The following is a 22,501-nucleotide window of genomic DNA, read 5'->3' on the forward strand; positions in this document are numbered from 1 at the left end:
GCCATTACGGCTGGGCCGAAGATGCGGCGCGAAGCGGGAATGGCAGAAAGGACTAAAGAGTGAAAATGGTGATGAAACCCCTGTTGTCGGCGTTGGTGGCGTTGCCGCTGATGCTGGGAGCGCAATCGGTTCAGGCTGATCAGCCTTCCATCTACAGCCACATGGATGTTGCCCATCCGGTGTGGGCGGCCAATGGCATGGTGGCCAGCCAGGAAGCGCTGGCCAGCGCCGTGGGGGTCGAGATCCTGCGTCAGGGCGGCAATGCCGTCGATGCGGCGGTGGCGGTGGGCTTTGCCTTGGCGGTAACTTTGCCGCGGGCGGGTAACCTGGGAGGCGGTGGTTTTATGCTGCTGCACCAGGCCGAGGGCAACCGTGATGTGGCCATCGATTATCGGGAGATGGCCCCGGCCAGGGCCCATCGTGACATGTTTTTGAATGAGCAGGGTGAGGCGGTGGCCAAACTGTCTCGAGAGCATGGGCTAGCGGTGGGGGTGCCCGGTACCGTTCGAGGGCTGGAACTGGCGTTGAAAAACTACGGAACCCTGCCGTTGAAACAGGTGATCGCTCCGGCCATTGAGCTGGCTGAAAAGGGGATTACGGTGACCCCGGATCTGAGCAGTTCTCTGCAGGGACTGAAGCGGCGCCTGTGGCAATGGCCCAGTACTCGCCCGGTGTTTTATCACCCGGACGGCAGTGACTACCAGGCCGGTGAACGCCTGGTTCAGGCGGATTTGGCCCGCTCGTTGAAACGCATTGCCGAGCACGGCAGTGATGGTTTTTATAAAGGTGAAACCGCCCGCCAGATCGCGTTGTCGGTTCGCCAGGCCGGCGGTGTGATGACCGAGGCCGACCTGGCGGCCTATCAGGCGGTGGAGCGGCAACCGGTGCGGGGCCAATACCGTGGCTACGAGGTGATCTCCATGCCGCCACCGTCATCCGGTGGTGTGCACATCATTCAGATGTTGAACATGCTGGAACAGCAGCCCATTGGTCGCATGGGGGCCAACAGTGCCCAAACTCTGCATTGGATGGCAGAGAGCATGCGCCGCGCCTACGCCGATCGTAGCGAGTATCTGGGGGACCCGGACTTTACTCAGGTTCCGGTCGCGGGCCTGACCAGCCGTCGTTATGCCAGGGCGTTGGCCGACACCATCAATCCCGAAAAGGCGACCCCGAGCAGCGACATTAAGCCCGGCAATCCGATTCCGTACGAGAGCGATCAGACCACCCACTATTCGGTGGTGGACAAGTGGGGCAATGCGGTGTCCAACACTTATACCCTGAACTTCAGTTATGGCTCCGGTTTGGTGGCGCAAGGCACCGGCATTTTGCTGAACAACGAGATGGATGACTTTTCCGCCAAACCCGGCACGCCCAATGGCTTTGGCCTGATTGGTGGCGAAGCCAACGAGGTCCAGCCGGGCAAGCGTCCGCTGAGTTCCATGAGCCCGACCATAGTGATGAAACAGCAACAGCCGTTTTTGGTGACCGGCAGTCCCGGCGGTTCGAGAATCATCACTACCACCCTGCAAGTGATCATGAACGTCATCGATCATGGGATGAACGTCGCCGAAGCCACGGCGGCGTCCCGGATTCATCACCAGTGGTGGCCGGATGAAATTCGTGCCGAAAAAAGCCTGAATCCGGATACCAAGCGCCTGCTGGAAGCCATGGGGCATAAAGTGAAGGTGAAGGCTTCCATGGGCAGCACTCAGTCGATCATGGTTACCGAACAAGGGTTGCTGGGAGCGTCCGATCCTCGCCGTCGAGGGGCGGCAACCCTGGGTTACTGAATGGCGCGCGGGCAGGGGAGTCGCAGAACCGGATTCCCCTAACGCAATTTTTTCAAAAGTGTGACAAAAACATTGCTGTTCTAGGAGGTTTTTCGCACTTTAAAGTTGAATGTGAGTTTATGCACGATTTTGTACTGAAAATCCTTTTTTTTCTGGAGGCGAAACGGGGATAGGCGCACACTCCCCACCCGCAAGGATGCACACCACACAACCGGTTTCGGTTGTGCATAGATATTTCACGCACAAGAAGCTCCCTATCGGGGGCTTTTTGCTTTTCTGTCAGAAGCTAACATGACGCCCTGACGACACTCCCTTACTTCCACTTACACTTTTTTTTCATGCCTCAGGGCTACAATTCGCTATCGATTGCAACAACTTGCTGAGTAGTGTCTTGAAACCTGGTCAAACTGGCGTCCGCCGTCTAATCCATGCCACCCGTTACTCCTGGCTCGGCCTGCGCGCCGCCTGGCGCTGTGAAGCCGCCTTCCGTCAGGAGGTGGTGGCTTTTCTGGTGCTGGGGCCTCTGGCTCTGTGGCTGCCGGTGTCCCCGGTCGAATCCTTGTTGCTGATTGGTGCTCTGGTGGCGGTGATGGTGGTGGAGCTGCTCAATTCTGCCATCGAAGCGGTCGTTGATCGCATTGGCGCCGAATACCACTCACTGTCCGGGCAGGCCAAGGACATGGGGTCAGCGGCGGTGCTGTTTACCCTGATCATGGCGGTGGCCACCTGGGCCGTGGTGCTGCTTGGGCTGTTGCAAAAATACCAACAATAACGGCGATAGCATCATGACAAGAAAAATAAAAACTTCATTCGGGGTGTTGTACCCCATCGCGGTCACCTTCGGCATCTGTCTGTTGGTGATGACCCTGTCCCGACTCGGCCTGGCCGTGTGGCAGGCAGACAGGGTGGCCGAAGCCGATGGCTGGTCTCGAATCCTGCTGCGCGGTCTGCGCATTGACCTGTCCTCCCTGTGTTACCTGTTGATTCTGCCTGCGTTGTTAACCACATTGTTGGCGGGCAACGGCGTCATTGGCCGCAACTGGCTGCGATTATTGCGGCTGATATTGGTGGCCAGTGTGTGGTTTGTGGTGTTTATGGAGGTGGCCACCCCCAGTTTCATTCTGGAATACGATGTGCGCCCCAACCGGCTGTTTTTCGAGTACCTCATCTATCCCAACGAGGTGTTTGGCATGCTCTGGAGCGGTTATAAGCTGGAGCTGGCCATTGGCGTGGTGGTCAGTAGCCTGACTCTGGGACTGGCGTGGCGCTGGAGCGGCGATTGGACCCAAAGCTTGACCCTGCCTCGATGGTACTGGCGTCCGTTATTGGCACTGCTGGTGGTGGCAGTGGGCGTCGGCGGCGCCCGTTCGACTCTGGGGCATCGCCCTTTAAATCCGGCTTTGGTGGCATTTTCCACCGATCCGCTGATCAATGATCTGACTCTGAATTCGGCGTACTCCATGCTGTTCGCCTATAAACAGATGGAGTCGGAAGACAGCGCCTTTAAGCACTACCCCACCATGGCCAGAGCCGAGATTATTGAGCGAATGCGAGCATCGACTCTCATCGAACCCGGACAGTTTTTGTCCGAGGCGATGCCGTCGCTGGCCAGGCACCCGGCCAGCTATCAGGGCAAGCCAAAAAACCTGGTGATTCTGCTGCAGGAGAGCCTGGGAGCCCGTTACGTCGGCGCCCTGGGTGGGTTGCCGCTGACGCCCAACCTCGATGCTTTATCCCGCCAGGGCTGGAATTTCAACCGCATGTACGCCACCGGCACTCGATCGGTGCGAGGCATCGAAGCGGTAGTGACCGGCTTTTCGCCGACCCCGGCTCGCTCGGTGGTTAAACTCACCAAGAGTCAGAAGGGGTTCTTTACCGTTGCCGATCTGCTCAGGAGCCGCGGCTACCATACTCAGTTTGTCTATGGTGGCGAGAGCCACTTTGACAACATGAAGAGCTTCTTCCTGGGGAATGGCTTTGAAGACATGCAGGACTTTCCCACCTTCGACAAGATGAACTTTGAAGGGGCCTGGGGGGCGTCCGATGAAGATCTGTACATCAAGGCGCATCAGCAGTTTACGGCGCTGAGCCAGAACGACCAGCCGTTCTTCAGCCTGGTGTTTACCTCCTCCAACCACAGTCCCTACGATTACCCTGCGGGGCGCATCGAGCCTTACAATCAACCGGCTCAAACTCGGGAAAATGCCGCTAAGTATTCAGATTGGGCCCTGGGGGAGTTCTTCAAACAAGCCCGCCAGTCGGACTATTGGCAGGATACGGTGTTTGTGGTGGTGGCGGATCACGATTCCCGGGCCTGGGGGGATCAGCTGGTGCCGATTGATCATTTCCGCATTCCGGCGGTGATCGTGGGAGAGGGGATTGAGCCTCGCCAGGATCAGCGCCTGACCAGCCAGTTGGATCTGGCACCGACGCTGTTGTCATTGATTGGCGTGGATGCCGAGCACCCGATGATCGGTCACGATCTCACTCAGCCGGTACCTCGTAATAAGCAGCGGGCCATCATGCAGTTCTATAAGAATTTCGCCTGGATGAATGCCGACAATGATGTGGTGATTTACCAGCCGCAGCGTCAGGCTCAGAGTTTTGTCTACCACCCTGACACCACCGAACTGCTGCCGGCCGCAGCGCCCGTGCCGCAGGAGATGCAACGCACGGCGCTGGCCAATGCCCTTTGGGGTAGCCTTGCCTACCAAAATAGCCTCTATGGCGGCATGGTGTCCTTGGCTAAGGTGCGCAGTGCCCCTACCGCCGCGCCCATTGCAGCGATGAGTGCCGAGTAGCGTCGGCACTGGTGAGGTGGCCAGCCAATGGCGTCGTGGGGACTATTGTGCGGTCAGGCTGTAGCGCTGCGCCGCGCCTTTCCATTTCTGTCCCTGTTGCCAGCGCTCCAGGAAAAGCGGCCCGTCAAGGATCACTCGGCCACCGATGGCGGTCAGGCCCAGATCAAACAGCACCTGAGGCAATAAGCCGACACTGGGACCAATGAGTGCCACCTGAGCCGCTTGCTGGCAATGGGGCAGCAGGGAGGACAGGGTGTGGTTGATCACCGTGGTGCCGGTGATCAGGATCTTCTGGCAGTGCTGTAACTCACTGGGATCCATGGTCACCTTAAGCGTGCCTTCTTCCCGCGCCAATTCTGGCTTCAGTTCGATCACGGTCACCGGGGTGCCTTGCTCGGTCAGGGCGGCGACCAGAGGCGGGAAGTACCCCACCATGCCGACTCTGTCGCCGTTGTCGATTTTCAGTAACTCAAGGGTATCGGCGGCATCTGGATACTGATACTGCTGTTGTTGCAGCAACCACTGGCTCAGTGCATTCAACGCCCCGGTCCCCAACACCCGCTGCCAGGGCTCATCGGCCAGGTACAGCTTGGCCAGCTCGGTAACCGGTTGCTGGCAGAAATGTTGGTAGTGCGACGGGTCTTGAAGTTGTTCCAGGGCATCGCCCAGCTTGGTGTAGGTCAGTCCGATGGTGCCGTCGGCCAACTCAATGGCGCCAAACTTGGCGCTGGGGTTGGAGTCGAGGTCGTTATTGGCGATGTGAATGGCCTTGATGGCCGGCGCTTGTTGCGGCCCCAGGGCCTGCATTACGCCGTGATAGATGGCTTCCATAACAATTTACCTGAAGAAATGTACCTTGATAATACAAGGTATTAGATGTGAGAACCGAGAGCGGTGAACCGGTTTTTTTATCGGCTCAGAGGTAGGGCGCTGGCGAACCTAACGGCCCGGATTATTGGCAGCCGCTGCGGGTAATGACCACGTAGGGCTTATCCGGTGTCGGGTTTCCACTCCATCCGGCATAGTTGTAGTCGTGTCGGCACAGGTTGTTGCCCGAAGGGATCCACACAAACCAGCCGGTGCTGGGTTGATAGGTAAAGCCATCGGTATCCACCAGTAGGCCAATGGCGGCATCGGTGGGGTAACCATTGATCATGGCGATCTGGACGCCGTTGACTTCGATGCTGTCATTGGGTTGCAGCCCCGCAGCCCGCTGTTTGTAGTGGGCCATGTTGGCGGCAGCAATCAAGGCAGAGCCCAGCGACTCGAAGGTGGCCATCTCCGCATCATCGGCTAGGTCGATCAGCTTGGGGGCGGCAATCACGGCAAGGATGGCAACGACCACGATCACGATGACCAGTTCGATAAGGGTAAAGCCTTTGGAGGGTGTTCGAGTCATGAAGGATCCTTATTGCGGCCGAAGGGCATACGTTCTACCACAGCATTGGCGGCGATGTTCTGGCGGAGTGTTGCAGGCGACTGTGATTCTAATGCATTGAAATTCATTGCGCCAATCCATGGAGCCGCGGTGAGTCCGTGTCACACCGCTTTCGCTGTACCCGCTCGGCGGGTAGCCAGTGACTGTGCTACACCCTTTCGTCGTGGCCGCGCACGCGGGTACCCAGTGTCTGTGCTACACCCATACGTCGTGCCCGCGCATGCGGGTAGCCAGTGTCTGTAATTCGTATCTAGGTCAAAGCCGCTGGGCCCTGGCGTTCGCAAGGGCGACGGTGCTATAGGGGAGGGGGAGGAGTAAACGAGCAGTGATTGCGCTATCGGCAGACCTCGATGCCGGTCGTTGCGCTCGCCAACCTAAAACACCCTTCGGTCGTGCCCGCGCACACGGGTAGCCAGCGTCTGTATCTGGTATCAAGGTTAAAGTCACTGGGCCCTCGCGTTCGCAAGGGCGACGGTGCTATAGGGGAGGGGGAGGAGTAAACGAGCAGTGATTGCGCTATCGGCAGACCTCGATGCCGGTCGTTGCGCTCGCCAACCTAAAACACCCTTCGGTCGTGCCCGCGCACACGGGTAGCCAGCGTCTGTATCTGGTATCAAGGTTAAAGTCACTGGGCCCTCGCGTTCGCAAGGGCGACGGTGCTATAGGGGAGGGGGAGTAGTAAACGAGCAGTGATTGTGGTGTCGGCAGACCGTGTTGCCGGTCGTTACCGTCATCAACCTCAAACACCCTTCCGTCGTGCCCGCGCATGCGGGTACCCAGTGTCTGTAATTTGTATCAAGGTTAAAGTCGCTGGGCCCTCGCCTTCGCAAGGGCGACGGTGCTATAGGGGAGGGGGAGTAGTAAACGAGCAGTGATTGCAGTGTCGGTACAGCTCGGAGTTGGTTGTTCTCCTCACCAACCTTAAACACCCTTCCCGTCGTGCCCGCGCACGCGGGTAGCCAGTGTCTGTAATTCGTATCAAGGTTAAAGTCACTGGGCCCTCGCGTTCGCAAGGGCGACACGTTTGGAATGCAGTGCTAGCGGGGGGGCTCAGGCCGCCACCAGGTTATGAGGTTTTCAGGCTGAAGGTTCGTGGGACATTTCGATTGCGACTGTGGGTTAATCCATCCTTCCGTCGTGCCCGCGCACGCGGGTACCCAGCGTCTGTGCCTGGTATCAAGATCAAAGCCGCTGGGCCCTCGCGTTCGCAAGGGCGACACGTTTGGAATGCAGTGCTAGCGGGGGGCTCAGGTCGCCACCAGGTTATGAGGTTTTCAGGCTGAAGGTTCGTGGGACATTTCGATTGCGACTGTGGGTTAATCCATCCTTCCGTCGTGCCCGCGCACGCGGGTACCCAGTGTCTGTAATTCGTATCAAGGTTAAAGTCACTGGGCCCTCGCGTTCGCAAGGGCGACGGAGTGATTAAGGAAGAGCGGTAGTAAGCGAGCAGTGATTGCGGTGTCGGTAGAGCTCGATGCCGGTCGTTGCGCTCGCCAACCTAAAACGCTCTCCGTCGTGCCCGCGCACGCGGGTACCCAGCGTCTGTATCTGGTATCAAGGTCAAAGCCGCTGGGCCCTCGCATTCGCAAGGGCGACGGAGTGAAGGGGAACTGCGGAGCCATAAACTACCGCCGTGCCGCCGAATCAGGGAGAGATGATCGCCTTCGGCGTTACTGCGCTCATGCTTCGCTCCGTTGCGAACTGAAGAGTTTGAACCAAGATCTCCACAACGCGCATAAACAAAAAAGCCCCCGCACTTCGTGCAGGGGCTTTTTTGTTTATATGGCGGTTAGGGAGAGATTCGAACTCTCGATACGTTGCCGTATACACACTTTCCAGGCGTGCTCCTTCAGCCACTCGGACACCTAACCAATTTTCAATTGAGAGTTTTAAGAGCTCAATCAAACTCTATGCCAGGTGGCTGAGAATCCCGCCTATGGCGTGATTATGCTGCGCTGCGTGCAGCCACTCGGACACCTAACCAAATATGGCGGTGAGGGAGAGATTCGAACTCTCGATACGTTGCCGTATACACACTTTCCAGGCGTGCTCCTTCAGCCACTCGGACACCTCACCAAATTTTGGGTTTTTGTTTTGAGAGCCAACCGTGCTCTGTTTCGGTGATTTTTGGTGGCTGAGAATCCCGCCTGTGGCGTGATTAAGCTGCGCTGCGTGCAGCCACTCGGACACCTCACCAAATTGTTTGTCTTGAACGACGTATCGCTGAAGACGGGGCGTACTTTACGGGCTGAGTTGGTGAGGGTCAAGAAGCAATGTAAGAGTTTGTGGCCGTTTGCCTTGGTTTTAGCCGCTTCGGTTGAATTTTCTCAGGTTTTTGCCAGCGGCTGCAGCATTAACGGGAGCGTTGGGGCGGATCAGACCCACCCCATGTGCCAGCGGTCGGAGTTTTGCAGCTCTTCGGTACGCAGTTCCACCGGCATGCGGTTATTGACCCCCTGCAGGCCAACCCGGGTGACGTGGCCGTGGCTGTCGGTAAAGGTGTAGGTGACCCAGAAGTGGGTGTCGTCATTGACGGCGCTGTAGGCGGTCCATTTACTCAGGTGAAGCTGGCTTTCAGGAAATACGTTCATCAGTCCGGTCCCCATAATGCTAAGAACAGGTGCGCGCCTCCTGCGTGGCCCCTGAATTCAGTGTAGTCGGTGATGGCACCGCTGCAACACTAGGGGGCGGAGGCACCTCAAGGGTGAAAAGAGTCGGAAATAATTCAGTCCATTAGCGGCCATGACTTGTCAATGTCACGGCGATTGTTCAGGATGGGATTTGATTCCGACAGCAAAGGAGCGAGCGATGTTGGACCTGTTACCTGACTTGTGTGATCAGTTCAGTGAGGAATTGACCATACTGCCTCCCCGATTCCGCCAATTTGGCGGCAAGAGCCTATTCTGGGGCCCGGTTCACTGCATCCGATGCCCTGAAGACAACACCTTGGTGCGCCATTGCCTGTCTCAGCCTGGAGAGGGGCGGGTACTGGTGGTCGATGGCGGCGGCCAGGAGCGGCGAGCCTTGCTGGGGGACAACCTGGCAAAACTGGCCTTGGATAACGGCTGGGCCGGTGTGGTGGTGTACGGCTACATTCGTGATGTGGCCACCATTGGAACCATGGATTTGGGGGTACAGGCCTTAGGAGCCATGCCGCTGAAAACCGATAAGCGCGGCCTGGGCGAACAGGGCGTGGTGATCGAGATTGAAGGCCGGCGCATCGAACCGGGTCAATATCTGTACGCCGATGATAACGGCATCGTGGTTTGCAACCGAGAATTGCCGCTATCTGAGTAACATAGCCTTAGGTTGGTATACACTAAAGAGATAAACACCGGCCACCACTGGCGGGCGTTATCGATTTTGAACGGAAAAGTGATGAAAGCAATTAAATGGTTTTTTATCGGCGTACTGGCCCTGGTGCTGGTGATCGCAGTGTATGTGGGCGTTTTTTTGGATCCAAACGCCTTTAAACCGGAAATTGAGGCCAAGGTGAAAGAAGCCACCGGTCGCACTTTGTCCATCGACGGCGACATTGGCTGGAGCCTGTTCCCCAAGGTGGGGTTGGACATCGCCGGCATCTCTCTGGGTAACATTCCCGGAGAAAATCTGCCGCCACTGCTGTCGGTGAACCAGGCGGTGGTGGGGGTGAACCTGCTGCCACTGCTTCAAAAAGACGTGCAGATTGAAGAGGTGACCCTGGCCGGTGTGGCCCTGAACATGGTCACCCTGGAAGATGGTCGCAACAGCCTCGAAGGGCTGGGTGGCGGAGCGCCAGCGGCGACAGACACTCAAGGCTCGTCCGACAGCGGTTCGGCGCCGACGCCCATGAGTTGGAAGCTGGGGCAGCTGCACCTGCAACAATTCAGCTTCAACAGCGATAACCGCCAGACTCAGGTAAGCCGCAAATTAGCCATCGAGTCGTTGTCGCTGGAGGAGTTTGAACCCGGTCGCGCCGCCCCGTTTGAGATGGTGGTCAGCCTGGAAGACCCGCAGTTGGCCCTGTCGACATCGGCTTCCTCGATGCTGACCGTGGCCAAGGATTTTTCACGGATTCAGTTGGACGCCTGGAAGCAGCAGTTTAACGTCAGTGGTCCGGCTCTGCCCAACGGTAAGCCTTTGACGGTATCGGTGCAGTTTGATGCCGACTTCAACCTGGGCCAGCAGCAGTTTGCCCTGACTAACCTGAAACTGGACCAGGAGGGCTTCGAGTTACAGGGCTCCGGCAGTGTCGATCTGAATCAGGTACGTCCGGTTCTTAATCTGCAACTTAAAGGTAATGACCTGATTCTGGACCCGTGGATGCCGGCTTCCGGCGCTTCCGAGCAAGGCACCGCCGCCTCCGAGCCCAAGCCTGCCGCCGAGGGCGGCAATGAAGAGCCAGACCTGTCGGCGCTGAGGCAATTTGACCTGTATGCCAACATGTCGTTGTCCTCCATTAAGGCCAATCAGTGGTTGGTGACCCAGCCTAGCCTGGATCTGCAACTGGTGGACGGCTTGTTTACTCTGAAGCAGATGAAGGCATCGGCGTTTGAGGGCACCCTGACTACCCAGGCAACTCTGGACAGTCGCACTCAGCCGGTCAGTTACCAGTTCGACTCCAAGTTGGTCAACTTGTCCATACAGCCACTGCTGAAAGCCGCCATCGATTCAGAGGTGATGGCGGGGACCGGAGAGCTGACTGTAGCGGGCACCGGCGCCAGCCTGGCACCGGACCAAGTACTGGCGAATCTGGTGGCTAAGGGACGCCTGGCCTTGGACGACGGCGCGGTCTACGGCATCAATGTGGCACAGAAGATCCGTGAAGTGAAAGCCAGCTTCGATGGCAGTGCGGCGCCAGCCGCGGCCGAAGTGCAGAAGACGGACTTTTCCAGCTTTGCCACCGCGTTCTCCATCGACAAAGGGGTGGTGACCACCCCGGACGTCGCGTTGTCTTCGCCACTGCTCAGAGTGAATGGCGGCGGTTCTTCTAACCTGGTGACTCAGCAATTGGATTACGACATGGAGGTTGCCGTGGTGGGCTCGCTGGAAGGCCAGGGCGGCAAGAGCCTGGATGACCTCAAGGGCCTGGCGATTCCGCTGCAGATTGGTGGCGGTTTTGCGTCGCCTTCCATTGGCATCGACATGGACGCGTTGCTGCAAAACAAGCTGGATCAGGAAGGCGATAAGCTGAAAGAAAAACTGGAAGACAAGCTGAAGGACAAACTGTTTAAAGGATTCGGGAGAGGCTGATGAAATACCTATGGACCCTGGCGTTGGCCATGGCATTGACCGGCTGTGGCAGTGATGTGTCCACAGAGACCGCAGCGGTAACGCCGCCCGCCGCGCCGCTGCAGGCGGCGGACACCCCAGCCCTGGTGCAGGAGAAACCCATGTCGGCACTTACGATGGCACTTGAGGTGCCGGACACTCCATGGCCCCGGGAGCAGGACCTGCCGGTCACTCTGACCATCAGCAACGATACCCAGAGTGATACCGCGTTGACCATCCTGTCGGGCATGACCGCCGATCTGGTGATGACCGGGGCCGAAGGGGTGGTATGGCAGTTCAGTCATGAGATGATGTTTACCCAGGCGCTGCGGGAGTGGCGCATCGCTGCCGGCACCACCAAGACCCTGAGCTTTACCATTGGCAGTGAGCGTCTGTCTGATCTGGCGCCAGGTAAGTACACCTTGCAGGCCGTGCTGAATACCATGGCGCACCCTAAAACCGCGCCTCTGGTCATTCAGTTGAAATAACAGCCACACTAAATTGCCCGTCAGACCCCGCCCCGGCCCAGTGCCGGGGCGTTTTTTTGTTGCCTGCCCCTGCTGGAATGGGGATCTCGGCCCGCCCTAAAGCACGGACTGGACTATAGTTAATTTCATTCAGGGTTGCTTTGGGATGGCAAGAGTTATGATCATTGTCAGGGATCTGGCCAAGGGCTTTGCCGTGCCCGATCAAAAACGGCGCCCGGAGTTGTCGGGGCAGGACCCGAGAATGGGCAATGGCGTGTTTCACTCGGTGCGTTCGGTCAGTTTCCATGCCCGGCCCGGTGAAGTGCTGGGACTGCTTGGCCCCAACGGCGCCGGCAAAACCACGGTGCTGAGAATGTTGTCCGGGGTGTTGAGCCCGGATCAGGGCATCATCGAAATCAATGGCAGAAATTGGCACCGTCAGCCGGAAAAGATGCGTCAGCAAATCGGCTTTTTGTCCGCGTCCACCGCGTTGTACGAGCGCCTGACCGTCGCAGAGAATCTGGAGTTTTTCGGTCATCTCTATGGCATGACACCGGCATTAATTCATGAGCGCATCGCCGAGTTGTCGCAGCAGTTGGAGTTGGAGCCGTTTTTACAGCGCAAGGTGCTGGAGTTGTCCTTGGGGATGAAGCAGAGGGCAAGCATCGCTCGGGCAGTTATCCATAAGCCCGAGGTCGTCGTGCTCGATGAACCGACAACCGGGCTCGACATCATGTCTGCCCAAGCGGTGCTTGACTTTATTCATAGCCAAAAAATGGCCAATCGGCCAGTTATCTTCTCCACCCACAGGTTGGAGGAGGTGAGCCTGTTGTGCGATCGCATCGCGGTGATCATGTACGGCTGCAGCGTGTTTGAGGGCGATTTGGCGGCCTTTGCCGGCACTCGATATCCCGATGCCCTGCGTGAAGCATTTGTGGCCTGTCAGCATGAGGCTTCCCGTCACCCTCACGGCCTGAGCGGGATGGCCGGATGATTCGCCGCATCTGGCTCAAGGAGATGAAAGAGGTGCTGCGGGATCGCAAAACCATGGGCTTTGTGGTGCTGTTTCCCACCATGATGTTACCGGCGCTGATCCTCTGTGTCGGCCTGATCGGCTACCAGTTGCTGCTTACCAAGCAGGCCGAGCGCATCGATTATGGCCTTATCGGCCCGGCGGTATGGGTGGAAGAGGTCGAGCGGGCGTTGGCCTCGGTCCCCAATCTGAACCGCATCGACGGCGTCAGTCGCCAGCGGGCCTCGGGGCTGATCAACGAGGGCCGGTTGGATTTCGTCTTGCAGATGTTGCCGGGCTTCGATCCGCTGACCAACCCCAAAAGCCAATGGCAGATGCTGTACAACCAGACCGATGACCATGGTCAGTTCGTGCGGGTACGCCAGGCGCTGTCGGCCTTGCAGCAGCGGTGGATGAGCGGTTACTTGCTCAATCAGGGGGTCGGTGAAGACGTCATTCGAGCGGTGGAGCAGCCGATGATACTGGCCCGGATCGAAACCGCCGCCGAGCGTCAGAGTGTCGGCGACAAAGTAGGGGGGATCTTGCCGTTCCTGTTGCTGTTTCTGTGCATGATGGGGGCGATGTTGCCGGCGCTGGACATCGGTGCCGGAGAGAAGGAGCGCGGCACCCTGGAGACACTGTTGATGGTGCCCCAGCCCAGAACCACCCTGGTGGTCGGCAAGTTTCTGGTGATCGCCACCACCTCGATGATGCTGGCGCTACTGACTCTGATCAGTGCCATCTTCTGGTTACTGGCCATCGGCTACCTGCTGGATCTGAATCTGTTTATTCGCCTGGCCAAACTGTTTAACCCCATGGACATCGGCTTGTTGCTGCTGTTGCTGTTGCCCATCGCCGGCGTGTTTGCGGCGCTGTTGCTGTCGATCTCCATCTTCGCCAAAAGTTACAAAGAGGGGCAGAACTATATGGGAGCCCTGCAGTTTGTCGCCATCATTCCGGCCATGGTGGCGACCCTGCCCGGCATTGAGCTGACCCGGCAAAATGCCTGGTATCCGATCTTTAACGTGTCGCTGGCCACCAAGGAGTTGTTGAAAGGCACTTTTGCCTATTACGACCTGGCGGCGGTATTCGCCTCTAATCTGATTCTGGCGTCGCTGCTGCTGTGGTGCTGCGTGCAGTGGTTCCGGCGAGAGTCGGTGCTGTTCCGCTGACGGTCGGCCACAAAAAAAGCCAGCGTTGAGCGCTGGCTTTTTCGTGTTAAAGGACGGCTAGGTGCTGATCTTGGTCACGTCCACGTACAGGGTCAGGCCCTGGCCCGGTTGCAGGTACTTGTTGCTGTCTAGCTGATTCCAGCGCACCAGATCGGCCACAGTGACGTTGAATTTCTTGGCAATGCGCGCCAGGGAATCGCCGCTCTTGACCTTGTAACTGACCTGGCGCATCACCGAGGTCTTGTCCTGCTTCTTGCTGATGCGGTTAACCCACACCACCAGTTTTTGTCCGGGACGGATGGTGTCCGACGGCGCCATGGAGTTCCAGCTGGCCAGTTGAGATACCTTGACCTTGTTGGCTCGGGCGATGGTCCACAGGGAGTCGCCAGGCTTAACAATGTGCTCCAGCTTAAAGTTGGCGCGTTTTTTCGATTGCTTGCGAGCCAGACGCTGGTCGGCGCTGAACGGGTACAGTTCAGGATCCTTGGCGGCCACCGGGATCAGCAGGTGCTGGCCGATGCGAATCATGTTGCCATCCAGGTTGTTGACCGACTGAATGATCCCCACTCGAGTGTGGTAACGCTTGGCGATGACGCCCAGAGAGTCGCCATTTTTCACTTCGTAACGCAGCCAGTTGACCCGCTCGGTAGAGCCGGTGTCCGCCAGGGCGGTGATAAAGCCGTCGGCCTTGTCCACCGGCAGCAGCAGCTTGTGAGGGCCGTCGGGGGCGGTGGCCCAGCGGTTGTAGGCCGGGTTGAGGCGGTGCAGGTCGGCCACGGACATGTCGGCCATGTCGGCGGCCAGGGCCAGATCAATCTGGCTGCCGGTGTCGATCTCCTGCAACTGCGGCTTGTTGGCAATGGGCGCCAGTTCGATGCCGTACTGTTCCGCGTTGCGAATCACGTCGGCCACGGCAAGCAGTTGCGGCACGTAACGCTCGGTCTCTTTGGGCAGGTCCAGCGACCAGAAGTCGGTAGGCTTGCCTTTGGCTTTGTTTTTCTTAATCGCCCGGAATACTCGGCCTTCGCCGGTGTTGTAGGCGGCCAGGGCGTACAACCAGTTGTGATCGAGCTTGTTATACAGGTACTCCATCATGTCCATGGCCGCGCGGGTGGAGGCGGCGACATCACGGCGGCCATCGTACCACCAGTTCTGCTGCAGGCCGAAGTAGCGGCCCATGGGGCTGGTGAACTGCCACAGCCCGGCGGCGGCGCCATGGCTGTAGGCGAAGGCATCGAATGAGCTTTCGACGATGGGCAGCAGCGCCAGTTCGATGGGCAGCCCGCGTCGTTCCACCTCTTCGACAATCAGATACAGGTAGGGATCGGCGCGTTCGGAGACGATCTCCAGATGGCGAGGGTTGGCCTTGTACCATTTACGGAACCGCTCGACCCGGGCGTTGTCGGGGACGGTCATGGCCATTTGACGGCTGATTCGTTCCCACACGTCGTCGGGGGGCAGAATGACGGGCTGCTGAGCTTCCTGCTCGTCGTTGTTGTTGCCAGGGGCCAGTTCGGCGTTGTCCTGGGCAACTTCAGCGGGGATTGCTGCGTCGTTCAAGGCGTGCTCTTCGCCGCCGCTCAGGCTTTGACAGCCGGTCAGCAGAACCGCCAGAGAAAGAGCAGAAAGTCTCTTATTAATCATTTATATACCGTTTTTATCAGCCTACAAAAAGGCGCAGATAACAGACTGCGCCAGGCGTATATGGACGGGGATTGTAACCGTTTTGTCAGAACTTGTCTTTCCACGAGCGTAACTGTGCGAAGCAGTCGATGCTGTCCTTACAGTCGCGGCCGATGTGCTGGCTGACCTGATGCTGCAGTTCCGGCAGGTGGCTGCGCAGGAACGGGTTGATGCCGAGCTCCAATGCCATGCTGGTGGGCAGGGTTGGAATGCCGTCCTGGCGCAGCTTCAGGCAGCGGGCCTTGTGGGCTTGCAGTTGCTGATTGTCCGGATCCGCCGCCAAGGCGAACTCCAGGTTCGCCAGGGTGTATTCATGGGCGGGGTAAAGCAGGTTGGAGGCGCCGAGATCCCGAAGCCGTTGCAGTGAGTCGTACATCTGCTCGGCACTGCCTTCAAACAGCCGCCCGCAGCCGCCGCTGAATAGAGTATCGCCACAAAACAGGTGATTGTCGATTTTGTAGGCGACATGATCCAGGGTGTGGCCCGGACAGCGGGTTACCAGCGCACTGAGACCGAGCCCTTGCAATGTGTGCAGATCGCCGTCATTGACGCTGACGCTGGCGCCGGTAAAGGGCGACCCGGCGGGAGCCAGCACGCTGATGCTCGGCCAGCTCTGCTTCAACTGGGCAACGCCACCGACGTGGTCGGAATGGTGGTGGGTAATCAATACCCCACACAGCACCAGCCCCTGCTGATTGAGGTAACGCTCGGCGGCGTCGCCATCGCCGGGATCCACGACCCAGGCATTGGCGCCGACAGTCAGGCACCAGATGTAGTTATCGGTAAAGGCGGGGATCGGGGTAATGCTCAGCATGATGGGATTCCGAAAGGGCGGTGAGTCACCAGTGTAAGCCTGAAAAATGACATAGCAAAGAGAAATCGTCGCCTTGTGCCGCAGGCATGAGCTGCAGCTCTTTGCCGCGATTTGGGCGGCAATTACCACGCCGGTTGCCGACGGTATGCTGGCGTCGGCACCACATTGTCAGTTATCTTTACTCCTGAGTCGGTTAGCCAATCCATGGAGTTCGATGCGCCCAGCATACAGTCATAACGCCATCACACCGCCCGCCAACTGGCAGCAACTGCCCTGGGGTGACTGGTTATGCCAGCAGATCTCTGCTGGCCTGGACAGCTGGTGGCCGAAGCTGTTCGGCTATCACATGGTGAAACTGGGCCCGTTGGCGCCGCAACTGAATTCTGGTTTGTGCTCCATTCGTCATCAGATGGTGATCACCGCCACCGGTGGCGATATGTGGGGCGACCTGGATGATCTGCCGCTGCAGTGTCGCAGCGTCGATGCCTGCCTGTTGCCGCTGGTGATGGATTTCCACCAGGATCCCCATGGAGTGATGCGTGAAGCCGATCGGGTGTTGGTGGAGGGGGGCCATATGGTCATCGTCGGCTTTAACCCGGTCAGCCCTGCCGGGATGGGATTGTTATCGCCCAGTTGTCGCAAACGCTACCCGTGGAACGGCCGCATGTTCACTCCCAATCGAATCAAAGATTGGCTGGGGCTGCTGGGGTATCAGATTGTGGGACACGAACCGCTGGCCTTCAGTTCGCTGTTGTGGTCACCGGATCGGTTCCTGTGGCCACAACAATGGATGGCGCAACAGACGCCGTCATTGGCATCGGTGTACCTGATCGTCGCGCGTAAGCTGGCAGTGCCATTGACGCCGGCACGGCCATTGTGGCGGCCGAAGAAGCGTTTGATCGCCTCACCGGCAGCCATGGGGCGTGAGGCCGCGGGTCAGCGCCGCTGTAGCCGCTAGGGCGGAATCAGGCCGGCTGGTAGCCGCTGTCTTCCAATAGGTTGCTCTGGCCGGCGGCTTCACGAGCAAGATCATCCACCCGCTCATTCTCTGGTTGGCCGGAATGGCCTTTGACCCAGTGCCATTCAATCTGGTGTTGTTGGGTGGCGGCGTCCAGGCGTTTCCACAAGTCGACATTCTTCACCGGCTGCTTGCTGGCAGTCTTCCACCCTTTTCGTTTCCAGCCATGAATCCACTGGGTGATCCCTTGACGCAGGTATTGGCTGTCGGTGTGCAGATCCACCGTGCAGGGAGCGTTGAGGGTCTCCAGTGCCACGATGGCGGCCAGCATCTCCATGCGGTTGTTGGTGGTCAGCTGGTAGCCGGCACTGAGTTCTTTGGTGTGTTGCTGATAACGCATCAGCACGCCGTATCCCCCGGGCCCCGGGTTGCCGAGACAGGAACCGTCGGTATATAGGGTGACATGTTTTGGTTGAGTCATTTAAATTGGTACCATAGCGTGTGCCGTAGCGCCCCAGTATATCGCAACTTGTTGCTAATCAGGATTATGACAGACATAAATAGCCCAATTCGCCAGATCGTATTTGATACGGAAACCACCGGTATGAACCAGGATGCCGGTCCCCATTACCTGGGTCACCGCCTGATTGAGATCGGCTGTGTGGAGATGGTCAATCGTAAATTGACCGGCCGAACCTACCATGTGTACATCAAGCCCGACCGGGAAGTGGATCCGGAGGCCATCGAAGTTCACGGCATCACCGATGAGTTTTTGGCCGACAAGCCGATGTTCCATGAAGTGGTGGATGACTTTGTCGAGTTTGTTCGCGGTGCTGAACTGATCGCACACAACGCTTCGTTCGATACCGGCTTCATCAACTATGAATTTGAGAAACTGGGCCGCAATGAAACCATTGAGGCCCACTGCACCATCATCGATACCCTGCAACTGGCACGGGAGAAAAAAAGTAAGGGTGAGATTCAGGGCAACCTGAATCTGGACGCCTTATGTCGTTTCTACGGCATCGACAACAGCCACCGTACTTTGCACGGCGCATTGCTCGATTCCGAGATCCTGGCGGACGTGTTCCTGTTTATGACCGGTGGCCAAAAGGCGTTGGAGCTGGCCTCCGGGGCCGACGCCGATGGTGGTGGCATCATTCGGTTGGATCCATCCCGACGTCCCCTTAAAGTGATTCGGGCATCGGCCGATGATATAACTAGACACGACACGCGCATGGAGTTGGTCAGCGATCCAATCTGGCAACGAGGGTAACGGATGAGGCGATTGACAGCGGCGGTCTTCGGACTGCTGCTTATGGGGATGAGCAGTGCAGCCTGGGCGGTGTCGCCCCAGGCGTTAAAACTGCTGGACAACCGTTTTCGGGTGGATCATGGCATTGATGCCATCACCATGCTGGTGCAGCGCAAAGAGCGCTCCGCGCCGGTGATCGTGGTGCTGCCCGATGGCAGTAAGTGGTATTCCACCCGCCATCCGGACTCGGTGCAGTGGAGTGAAGGCCCTGCCGGTGACATGATCAAGGTCGCCAATCCGACTCCCGGCCCGTGGCAGTTGATTGGCCAGGTCAGTGAACACAGTAAGATCTTGCTGATCAGCGACATTCAGTTGCAGCTGGACCCCCTGCCTGCCAAGGTATTTCGCGGTGAGCGCATCAAGCTTAATGCCAGCATCGAGGGCGACAGTAAGCGCCTGGCCATTCGCGATTTTCATAAGATGCTCAGCTGGGAAGTACGGCTGACCAGTTCCAATCGTCCCGGCGACGAAAACTACGCCGCCGGAGTGCGCAAAATCGGTGGCTTTATCGACGACGGCTCCTCCTTGGATGAGCGCCCTGACGACGGCCTGTTTACCTCGACGCTGGATTTTGATCAGCCCTCAGGCATGTATGACCTGAAACTGATGGTGAACAACAAGGTCTTCAGCCGGGTGATCGAGCAGGAGATGGAGATCATCAGTCAGCCGGTGCGGCTGTCGGTGCCGGAGAAGCCTGGAGCCGATGCCCGGGATTTTCGGGTCCACGTCAGCGTCGATCAAGAGGACCTGATGCCGGGTGAATTGCATCTGGCGCTGTCGATTCGAGCCCCTTCCGGCATGGTCAGTGATCTGGCCGTGGATCCCACCCTGCCGCAGCAAAGCTATCCGTTGTCCATGGTGATGGACATGGGCAGCTACGTCATTAACGGCATCGCCGTCGGTACGACTGCCGAGGGCAAAGAGTTCTACCTGACGTTACCGGCGTTGAATTTCTATGTCTCGCCGCCACCGCCGCCGACGTTAAGCCCACGAGAGCGGGCGGCGTTGGTGCAGCAGCAGCTGCAGGAAAAAGAGGATGCGGCCCGCTGGCGGGTGATCAGCATCGTGGTTGGCGCCAATGCGCTGCTGTTCGGGTTTGGCATTGTGGTGCTGTTGTTTTGGCGCAAGCGGATGCGTTTGACCGAGCAAATGGAAGCGGCCAGTCGCGAAGCCGAGATGCAGATTGAGGCCAGTAAGATCGATCTCTCCTCCTGAGTCAGCGCGCCCTTTGGCATCCTGGGTGCCGAAGGGCTGAGCGTCCGGCTTCGAGTGACCCTCTCCTATGACGCTCCTGTGACGGGAGACCTTTCCCTTTGACCCTCCAGTGACGGGAGACTTTATACTGCTTGCATTCGGTTAAGCGGAGAGTCCCATGTCCATTCAATTAACGATTTCGCCGATGCGCTGCGCCGCCTGCGTCAGTAAGATCGAGCAAGCGCTTAGCACGGTCGCCGGAGTGACCTCGGTGCGGACCAATCTGGCCCTGAAGCAGGCTGAGGTCGACGGTGACGTCGACGTTGATAGCCTGATTCAGGCCCTGGCAGCAGCGGGGTATGACGCCAGCGAGCGGCTTACCGACTGGATGACGTTCTCGGTGCCCGCCATGCGCTGCGCCGCCTGCGTCGGTCGCATCGAGTCGGCCCTGACTGGCGTTGCCGGTGTCGACGAGGTGCGCACCGATTTGGCCAGCAAACAGGTGCTGATCAACAGCACTCTGGAGCCGGTGGAACTGGAGCAGCAGTTGCGACAAGCCGGTTACCCGGGTCACTGGCAGGAGTCTCAAGACGATGAGCCGCAGCGGCAACAGGCACAGCAGCAGTTGATCCGGCTGCGCCGGGACAGCGCGGTGGCACTGCTGCTCGGCGGCGGATTGATGTTGTGGGCCTGGGCCGGCATGCCGATGACCGTCGATACGCCGCTGCAGCAACTGGCCTGGGGGCTGGTGGGCGTCGTAACGCTGGCGGTAATGGCGATTTGCGGCGGCCACTTTTATCGCGGTGCCTGGCAGGCGCTGCGTCATCGCAGTGCCACCATGGACACCCTCATCGCCCTGGGTACAGGCAGTGCCTGGCTGTTCAGCATGGCGGTGGTGTTGATGCCGGACGCCTTTCCTGCCATCAGTCGGCACCTGTATTTCGAAGCTTCCGCGATGATCATCGGCCTCATTAATCTGGGCCAGGCTTTGGAACAGAAAGCCAAGCGCCAGACTAACAGTGCCCTGCGGGCGTTGCTGGCGCTGGCACCGAAAACCGCCTGGGTGTTGGTGGATGGCCGGGAGCAACAGCGCCCCTTGTATCAGGTCAGGGTGGGAGAGCGGCTCAGGCTCAAGCCCGGTGAGCAGGTGCCGGTGGATGGCAGCGTGATTGCCGGAGAGACCTTTGTGGATGAGTCCATGCTTACGGGAGAGCCGGTGGCAGTGGCCAAAGGGGTTGGTGACACGGTCAGTGCCGGCACCCTGAACAAACAGGGGACGCTGGTGCTGGAAGCGACCCGGGTTGGCCGGCAAACGGCGTTGGCGCAGATCATTCGCTTGGTACGGACCGCACAAAGCAGCAAGTTGCCCATTGCCAGTCTGGCGGACCGGGTTGCCTCGATATTTGTGCCTGTGGTGGTGGTCATTGCCTTGTTCAGCGCCTCGTTATGGTATCTGTGGGGGCCGGCGCCTGCGGCCAGTCACGCCTTGGTGGTGCTGACCACGGTGCTGATCATCGCCTGTCCCTGTGCTTTGGGGCTGGCGACACCGATGTCGGTGATCAACGCCGTTGGCAAGGCGGCGCAGATGGGGCTGTTGATTCGCACTGGCGAGTCGCTGCAGCAGGCCGCCGATCTGGATATCCTGGTGGTGGATAAGACCGGCACTTTGACACAGGGGCAACCTGTGGTCACCGATGTGATGGTTGTGGCGCACTACCACGAGGCCGAGGTACTGAGCTGGGCTGCATCGCTGGAACAGGGGTCAGAACACCCCTTGGCAGAGGCGGTGATGGCCCGGGCCCAGCAACAACAGTTGCCACTGTTAGCTGTGAGCCGGTTTCAGGCCATTACCGGCTTGGGAGTGCAGGGTGAGGTCGATGGTGTGGCCATGGCGCTGGGCAATGGCGAGATGATGGCGCAGTTGGGAATCGGTGTGGAAGGGGTTGCCGAGCTGATGACCACCCTGGCGGCCCAGGGTAAGACGCCGGTATACCTGGCTCGTGAGGGAGTGGTGGTGGCTTTGCTGGCCATTGCCGATCCGCTGCGGGACGATGCCAGACAAGCGGTGGCACAGCTGCAATCCATGGGGCTGCAGATCATGATGTTGACCGGAGATCACCAGACCACGGCGGCGGCCATTGCCACCGAGTTAACGCTGGATCGGTTTGAGGCACAGATGAAGCCCGCCGATAAGGCCCGGGTGATAGCCCGATTGCAGCAGCAGGGGCTGAAGGTGGCCATGGCGGGCGATGGCATTAATGACGCCCCGTCGCTGGCGGCCGCCGATGTGGGCTTTGCCATGGGCAGCGGCACCGACGTGGCCAAAGAGTCGGCAGACATCATCCTGGTCAAGCCGTCGCTGTTCGGGGTGGCAAAGACCATCGCCTTGTCACGGGCAACCCTGTCCAACATTCGCCAGAACCTGTTTGGTGCCTTTGTCTATAACAGCCTGGGCATTCCCATCGCTGCCGGCGTGCTCTATCCGCTGACTGGTAGCCTGCTCAGTCCGGTGGTCGCGGCGGCGGCGATGGCGTTGTCGTCGGTAACCGTGGTCAGCAATGCCAATCGATTAAAACGCTTTCGCTGGTCGCCGCACCAATAGCG

18 protein-coding genes and 2 tRNA genes are annotated in these 22,501 nt (G+C 58.7%); 12 read left to right on the plus strand and 8 right to left on the minus strand.

Features of this window, described 5'->3' with window-relative positions:
• The first annotated feature begins 71 nt into the window (after nucleotides 1-71).
• The 3 genes from ggt (at nucleotide 72) to H598_RS23110 (ending at nucleotide 4,594) form a co-directional block, all read left to right on the plus strand.
• A complete protein-coding gene (gene ggt / locus H598_RS0102785) occupies nucleotides 72-1,793 on the plus strand; it encodes a gamma-glutamyltransferase (protein WP_028111649.1) in 1,722 nt (573 codons plus the stop codon).
• A 391-nt stretch (nucleotides 1,794-2,184) separates the two neighbouring features.
• A complete protein-coding gene (locus tag H598_RS0102790; RefSeq protein WP_028111650.1) occupies nucleotides 2,185-2,565 on the plus strand; it encodes a diacylglycerol kinase in 381 nt (126 codons plus the stop codon).
• Nucleotides 2,566-2,578: 13 nt separating this feature from the next.
• Complete coding sequence (locus tag H598_RS23110) at nucleotides 2,579-4,594, plus strand: LTA synthase family protein (protein WP_084144292.1); 2,016 nt, start codon at nucleotides 2,579-2,581, stop codon at nucleotides 4,592-4,594.
• Nucleotides 4,595-4,636: 42 nt separating this feature from the next.
• Here the strand turns inward: H598_RS23110 and H598_RS23115 are convergent, their stop codons facing one another.
• The 5 genes from H598_RS23115 to H598_RS23125 form a co-directional block, all read right to left on the minus strand.
• Nucleotides 4,637-5,425, minus strand: coding sequence for a Rossmann-like domain-containing protein (locus H598_RS23115; RefSeq protein ID WP_051252314.1), 789 nt, complete (start codon nucleotides 5,423-5,425; stop codon nucleotides 4,637-4,639).
• A 121-nt stretch (nucleotides 5,426-5,546) separates the two neighbouring features.
• Entirely contained in the window at nucleotides 5,547-5,993 is a 447-nt protein-coding gene (locus tag H598_RS27090; protein ID WP_051252316.1) for a prepilin-type N-terminal cleavage/methylation domain-containing protein, read from the minus strand.
• Between the two features lie 1,822 nt (nucleotides 5,994-7,815).
• A tRNA-Ser gene (locus H598_RS0102810) sits at nucleotides 7,816-7,903 on the minus strand.
• Nucleotides 7,904-8,020: 117 nt separating this feature from the next.
• Nucleotides 8,021-8,108, minus strand: a tRNA-Ser gene (locus H598_RS0102815).
• A 299-nt stretch (nucleotides 8,109-8,407) separates the two neighbouring features.
• Nucleotides 8,408-8,623: a TIGR02450 family Trp-rich protein gene (locus H598_RS23125; RefSeq protein ID WP_169629200.1), complete on the minus strand. Its 216-nt coding sequence runs from the start codon at nucleotides 8,621-8,623 to the stop codon at nucleotides 8,408-8,410.
• 217 nt (nucleotides 8,624-8,840) lie between these two features.
• On the opposite strand from H598_RS23125, the gene H598_RS0102830 reads away from it, so the two are divergent.
• The 5 genes from H598_RS0102830 to H598_RS0102850 all read left to right on the plus strand — a co-directional run bounded on the left by H598_RS0102830 (nucleotide 8,841) and on the right by H598_RS0102850 (nucleotide 13,933).
• A complete protein-coding gene (locus H598_RS0102830) occupies nucleotides 8,841-9,329 on the plus strand; it encodes a putative 4-hydroxy-4-methyl-2-oxoglutarate aldolase (protein WP_028111651.1) in 489 nt (162 codons plus the stop codon).
• A gap of 81 nt (nucleotides 9,330-9,410) precedes the next feature.
• On the plus strand, nucleotides 9,411-11,264 hold the full coding sequence (locus tag H598_RS0102835; RefSeq protein ID WP_028111652.1) for an AsmA family protein: 1,854 nt from the start codon (nucleotides 9,411-9,413) through the stop codon (nucleotides 11,262-11,264).
• Nucleotides 11,264-11,770, plus strand: a complete 507-nt coding sequence (locus tag H598_RS25405) for a BsuPI-related putative proteinase inhibitor (protein WP_028111653.1) — start codon at nucleotides 11,264-11,266, stop codon at nucleotides 11,768-11,770. The genes H598_RS0102835 and H598_RS25405 overlap by 1 nt, the downstream gene beginning before the upstream one ends.
• 157 nt (nucleotides 11,771-11,927) lie before the next feature.
• Nucleotides 11,928-12,743: an ABC transporter ATP-binding protein gene (locus H598_RS23135; RefSeq protein ID WP_051252318.1), complete on the plus strand. Its 816-nt coding sequence runs from the start codon at nucleotides 11,928-11,930 to the stop codon at nucleotides 12,741-12,743.
• Nucleotides 12,740-13,933 carry an ABC transporter permease subunit gene (locus H598_RS0102850; protein ID WP_028111654.1) on the plus strand — a complete coding sequence of 398 codons (1,194 nt, stop codon included), beginning with the start codon at nucleotides 12,740-12,742 and terminating at the stop codon, nucleotides 13,931-13,933. The genes H598_RS23135 and H598_RS0102850 overlap by 4 nt, the downstream gene beginning before the upstream one ends.
• Before the next feature lie 57 nt (nucleotides 13,934-13,990).
• Here H598_RS0102850 and H598_RS0102855 read toward each other — a convergent pair whose 3' ends face one another.
• On the minus strand, nucleotides 13,991-15,577 hold the full coding sequence (locus H598_RS0102855) for a LysM peptidoglycan-binding domain-containing protein (RefSeq protein ID WP_035415169.1): 1,587 nt from the start codon (nucleotides 15,575-15,577) through the stop codon (nucleotides 13,991-13,993).
• Between the two features lie 85 nt (nucleotides 15,578-15,662).
• On the minus strand, nucleotides 15,663-16,430 hold the full coding sequence (gene gloB / locus H598_RS0102860) for a hydroxyacylglutathione hydrolase (RefSeq protein ID WP_035415171.1): 768 nt from the start codon (nucleotides 16,428-16,430) through the stop codon (nucleotides 15,663-15,665).
• A gap of 214 nt (nucleotides 16,431-16,644) precedes the next feature.
• Here gloB and H598_RS0102865 point away from each other — a divergent pair, with 214 nt between their 5' ends.
• Nucleotides 16,645-17,388, plus strand: a complete 744-nt coding sequence (locus H598_RS0102865; protein ID WP_028111657.1) for a class I SAM-dependent methyltransferase — start codon at nucleotides 16,645-16,647, stop codon at nucleotides 17,386-17,388.
• A 7-nt stretch (nucleotides 17,389-17,395) separates the two neighbouring features.
• Here H598_RS0102865 and rnhA read toward each other — a convergent pair whose 3' ends face one another.
• Nucleotides 17,396-17,869: a ribonuclease HI gene (rnhA, locus tag H598_RS0102870; RefSeq protein WP_028111658.1), complete on the minus strand. Its 474-nt coding sequence runs from the start codon at nucleotides 17,867-17,869 to the stop codon at nucleotides 17,396-17,398.
• A 66-nt stretch (nucleotides 17,870-17,935) separates the two neighbouring features.
• On the opposite strand from rnhA, the gene dnaQ reads away from it, so the two are divergent.
• The 3 genes from dnaQ (at nucleotide 17,936) to H598_RS23145 (ending at nucleotide 22,499) form a co-directional block, all read left to right on the plus strand.
• The gene (dnaQ, locus tag H598_RS0102875; protein ID WP_156896912.1) at nucleotides 17,936-18,664 is read left to right on the plus strand and encodes a DNA polymerase III subunit epsilon; all 729 of its coding nucleotides are present in this window, start codon (nucleotides 17,936-17,938) and stop codon (nucleotides 18,662-18,664) included.
• 3 nt (nucleotides 18,665-18,667) lie between these two features.
• On the plus strand, nucleotides 18,668-19,918 hold the full coding sequence (locus tag H598_RS23140; protein ID WP_084144294.1) for a TIGR03503 family protein: 1,251 nt from the start codon (nucleotides 18,668-18,670) through the stop codon (nucleotides 19,916-19,918).
• Between the two features lie 157 nt (nucleotides 19,919-20,075).
• Entirely contained in the window at nucleotides 20,076-22,499 is a 2,424-nt protein-coding gene (locus tag H598_RS23145; RefSeq protein WP_084144295.1) for a heavy metal translocating P-type ATPase, read from the plus strand.
• Nucleotides 22,500-22,501: the final 2 nt, after the last annotated feature.

Origin of the sequence: Ferrimonas kyonanensis DSM 18153 (assembly GCF_000425405.1) — a bacterium.
GTDB lineage: Bacteria > Pseudomonadota > Gammaproteobacteria > Enterobacterales > Shewanellaceae > Ferrimonas > Ferrimonas kyonanensis.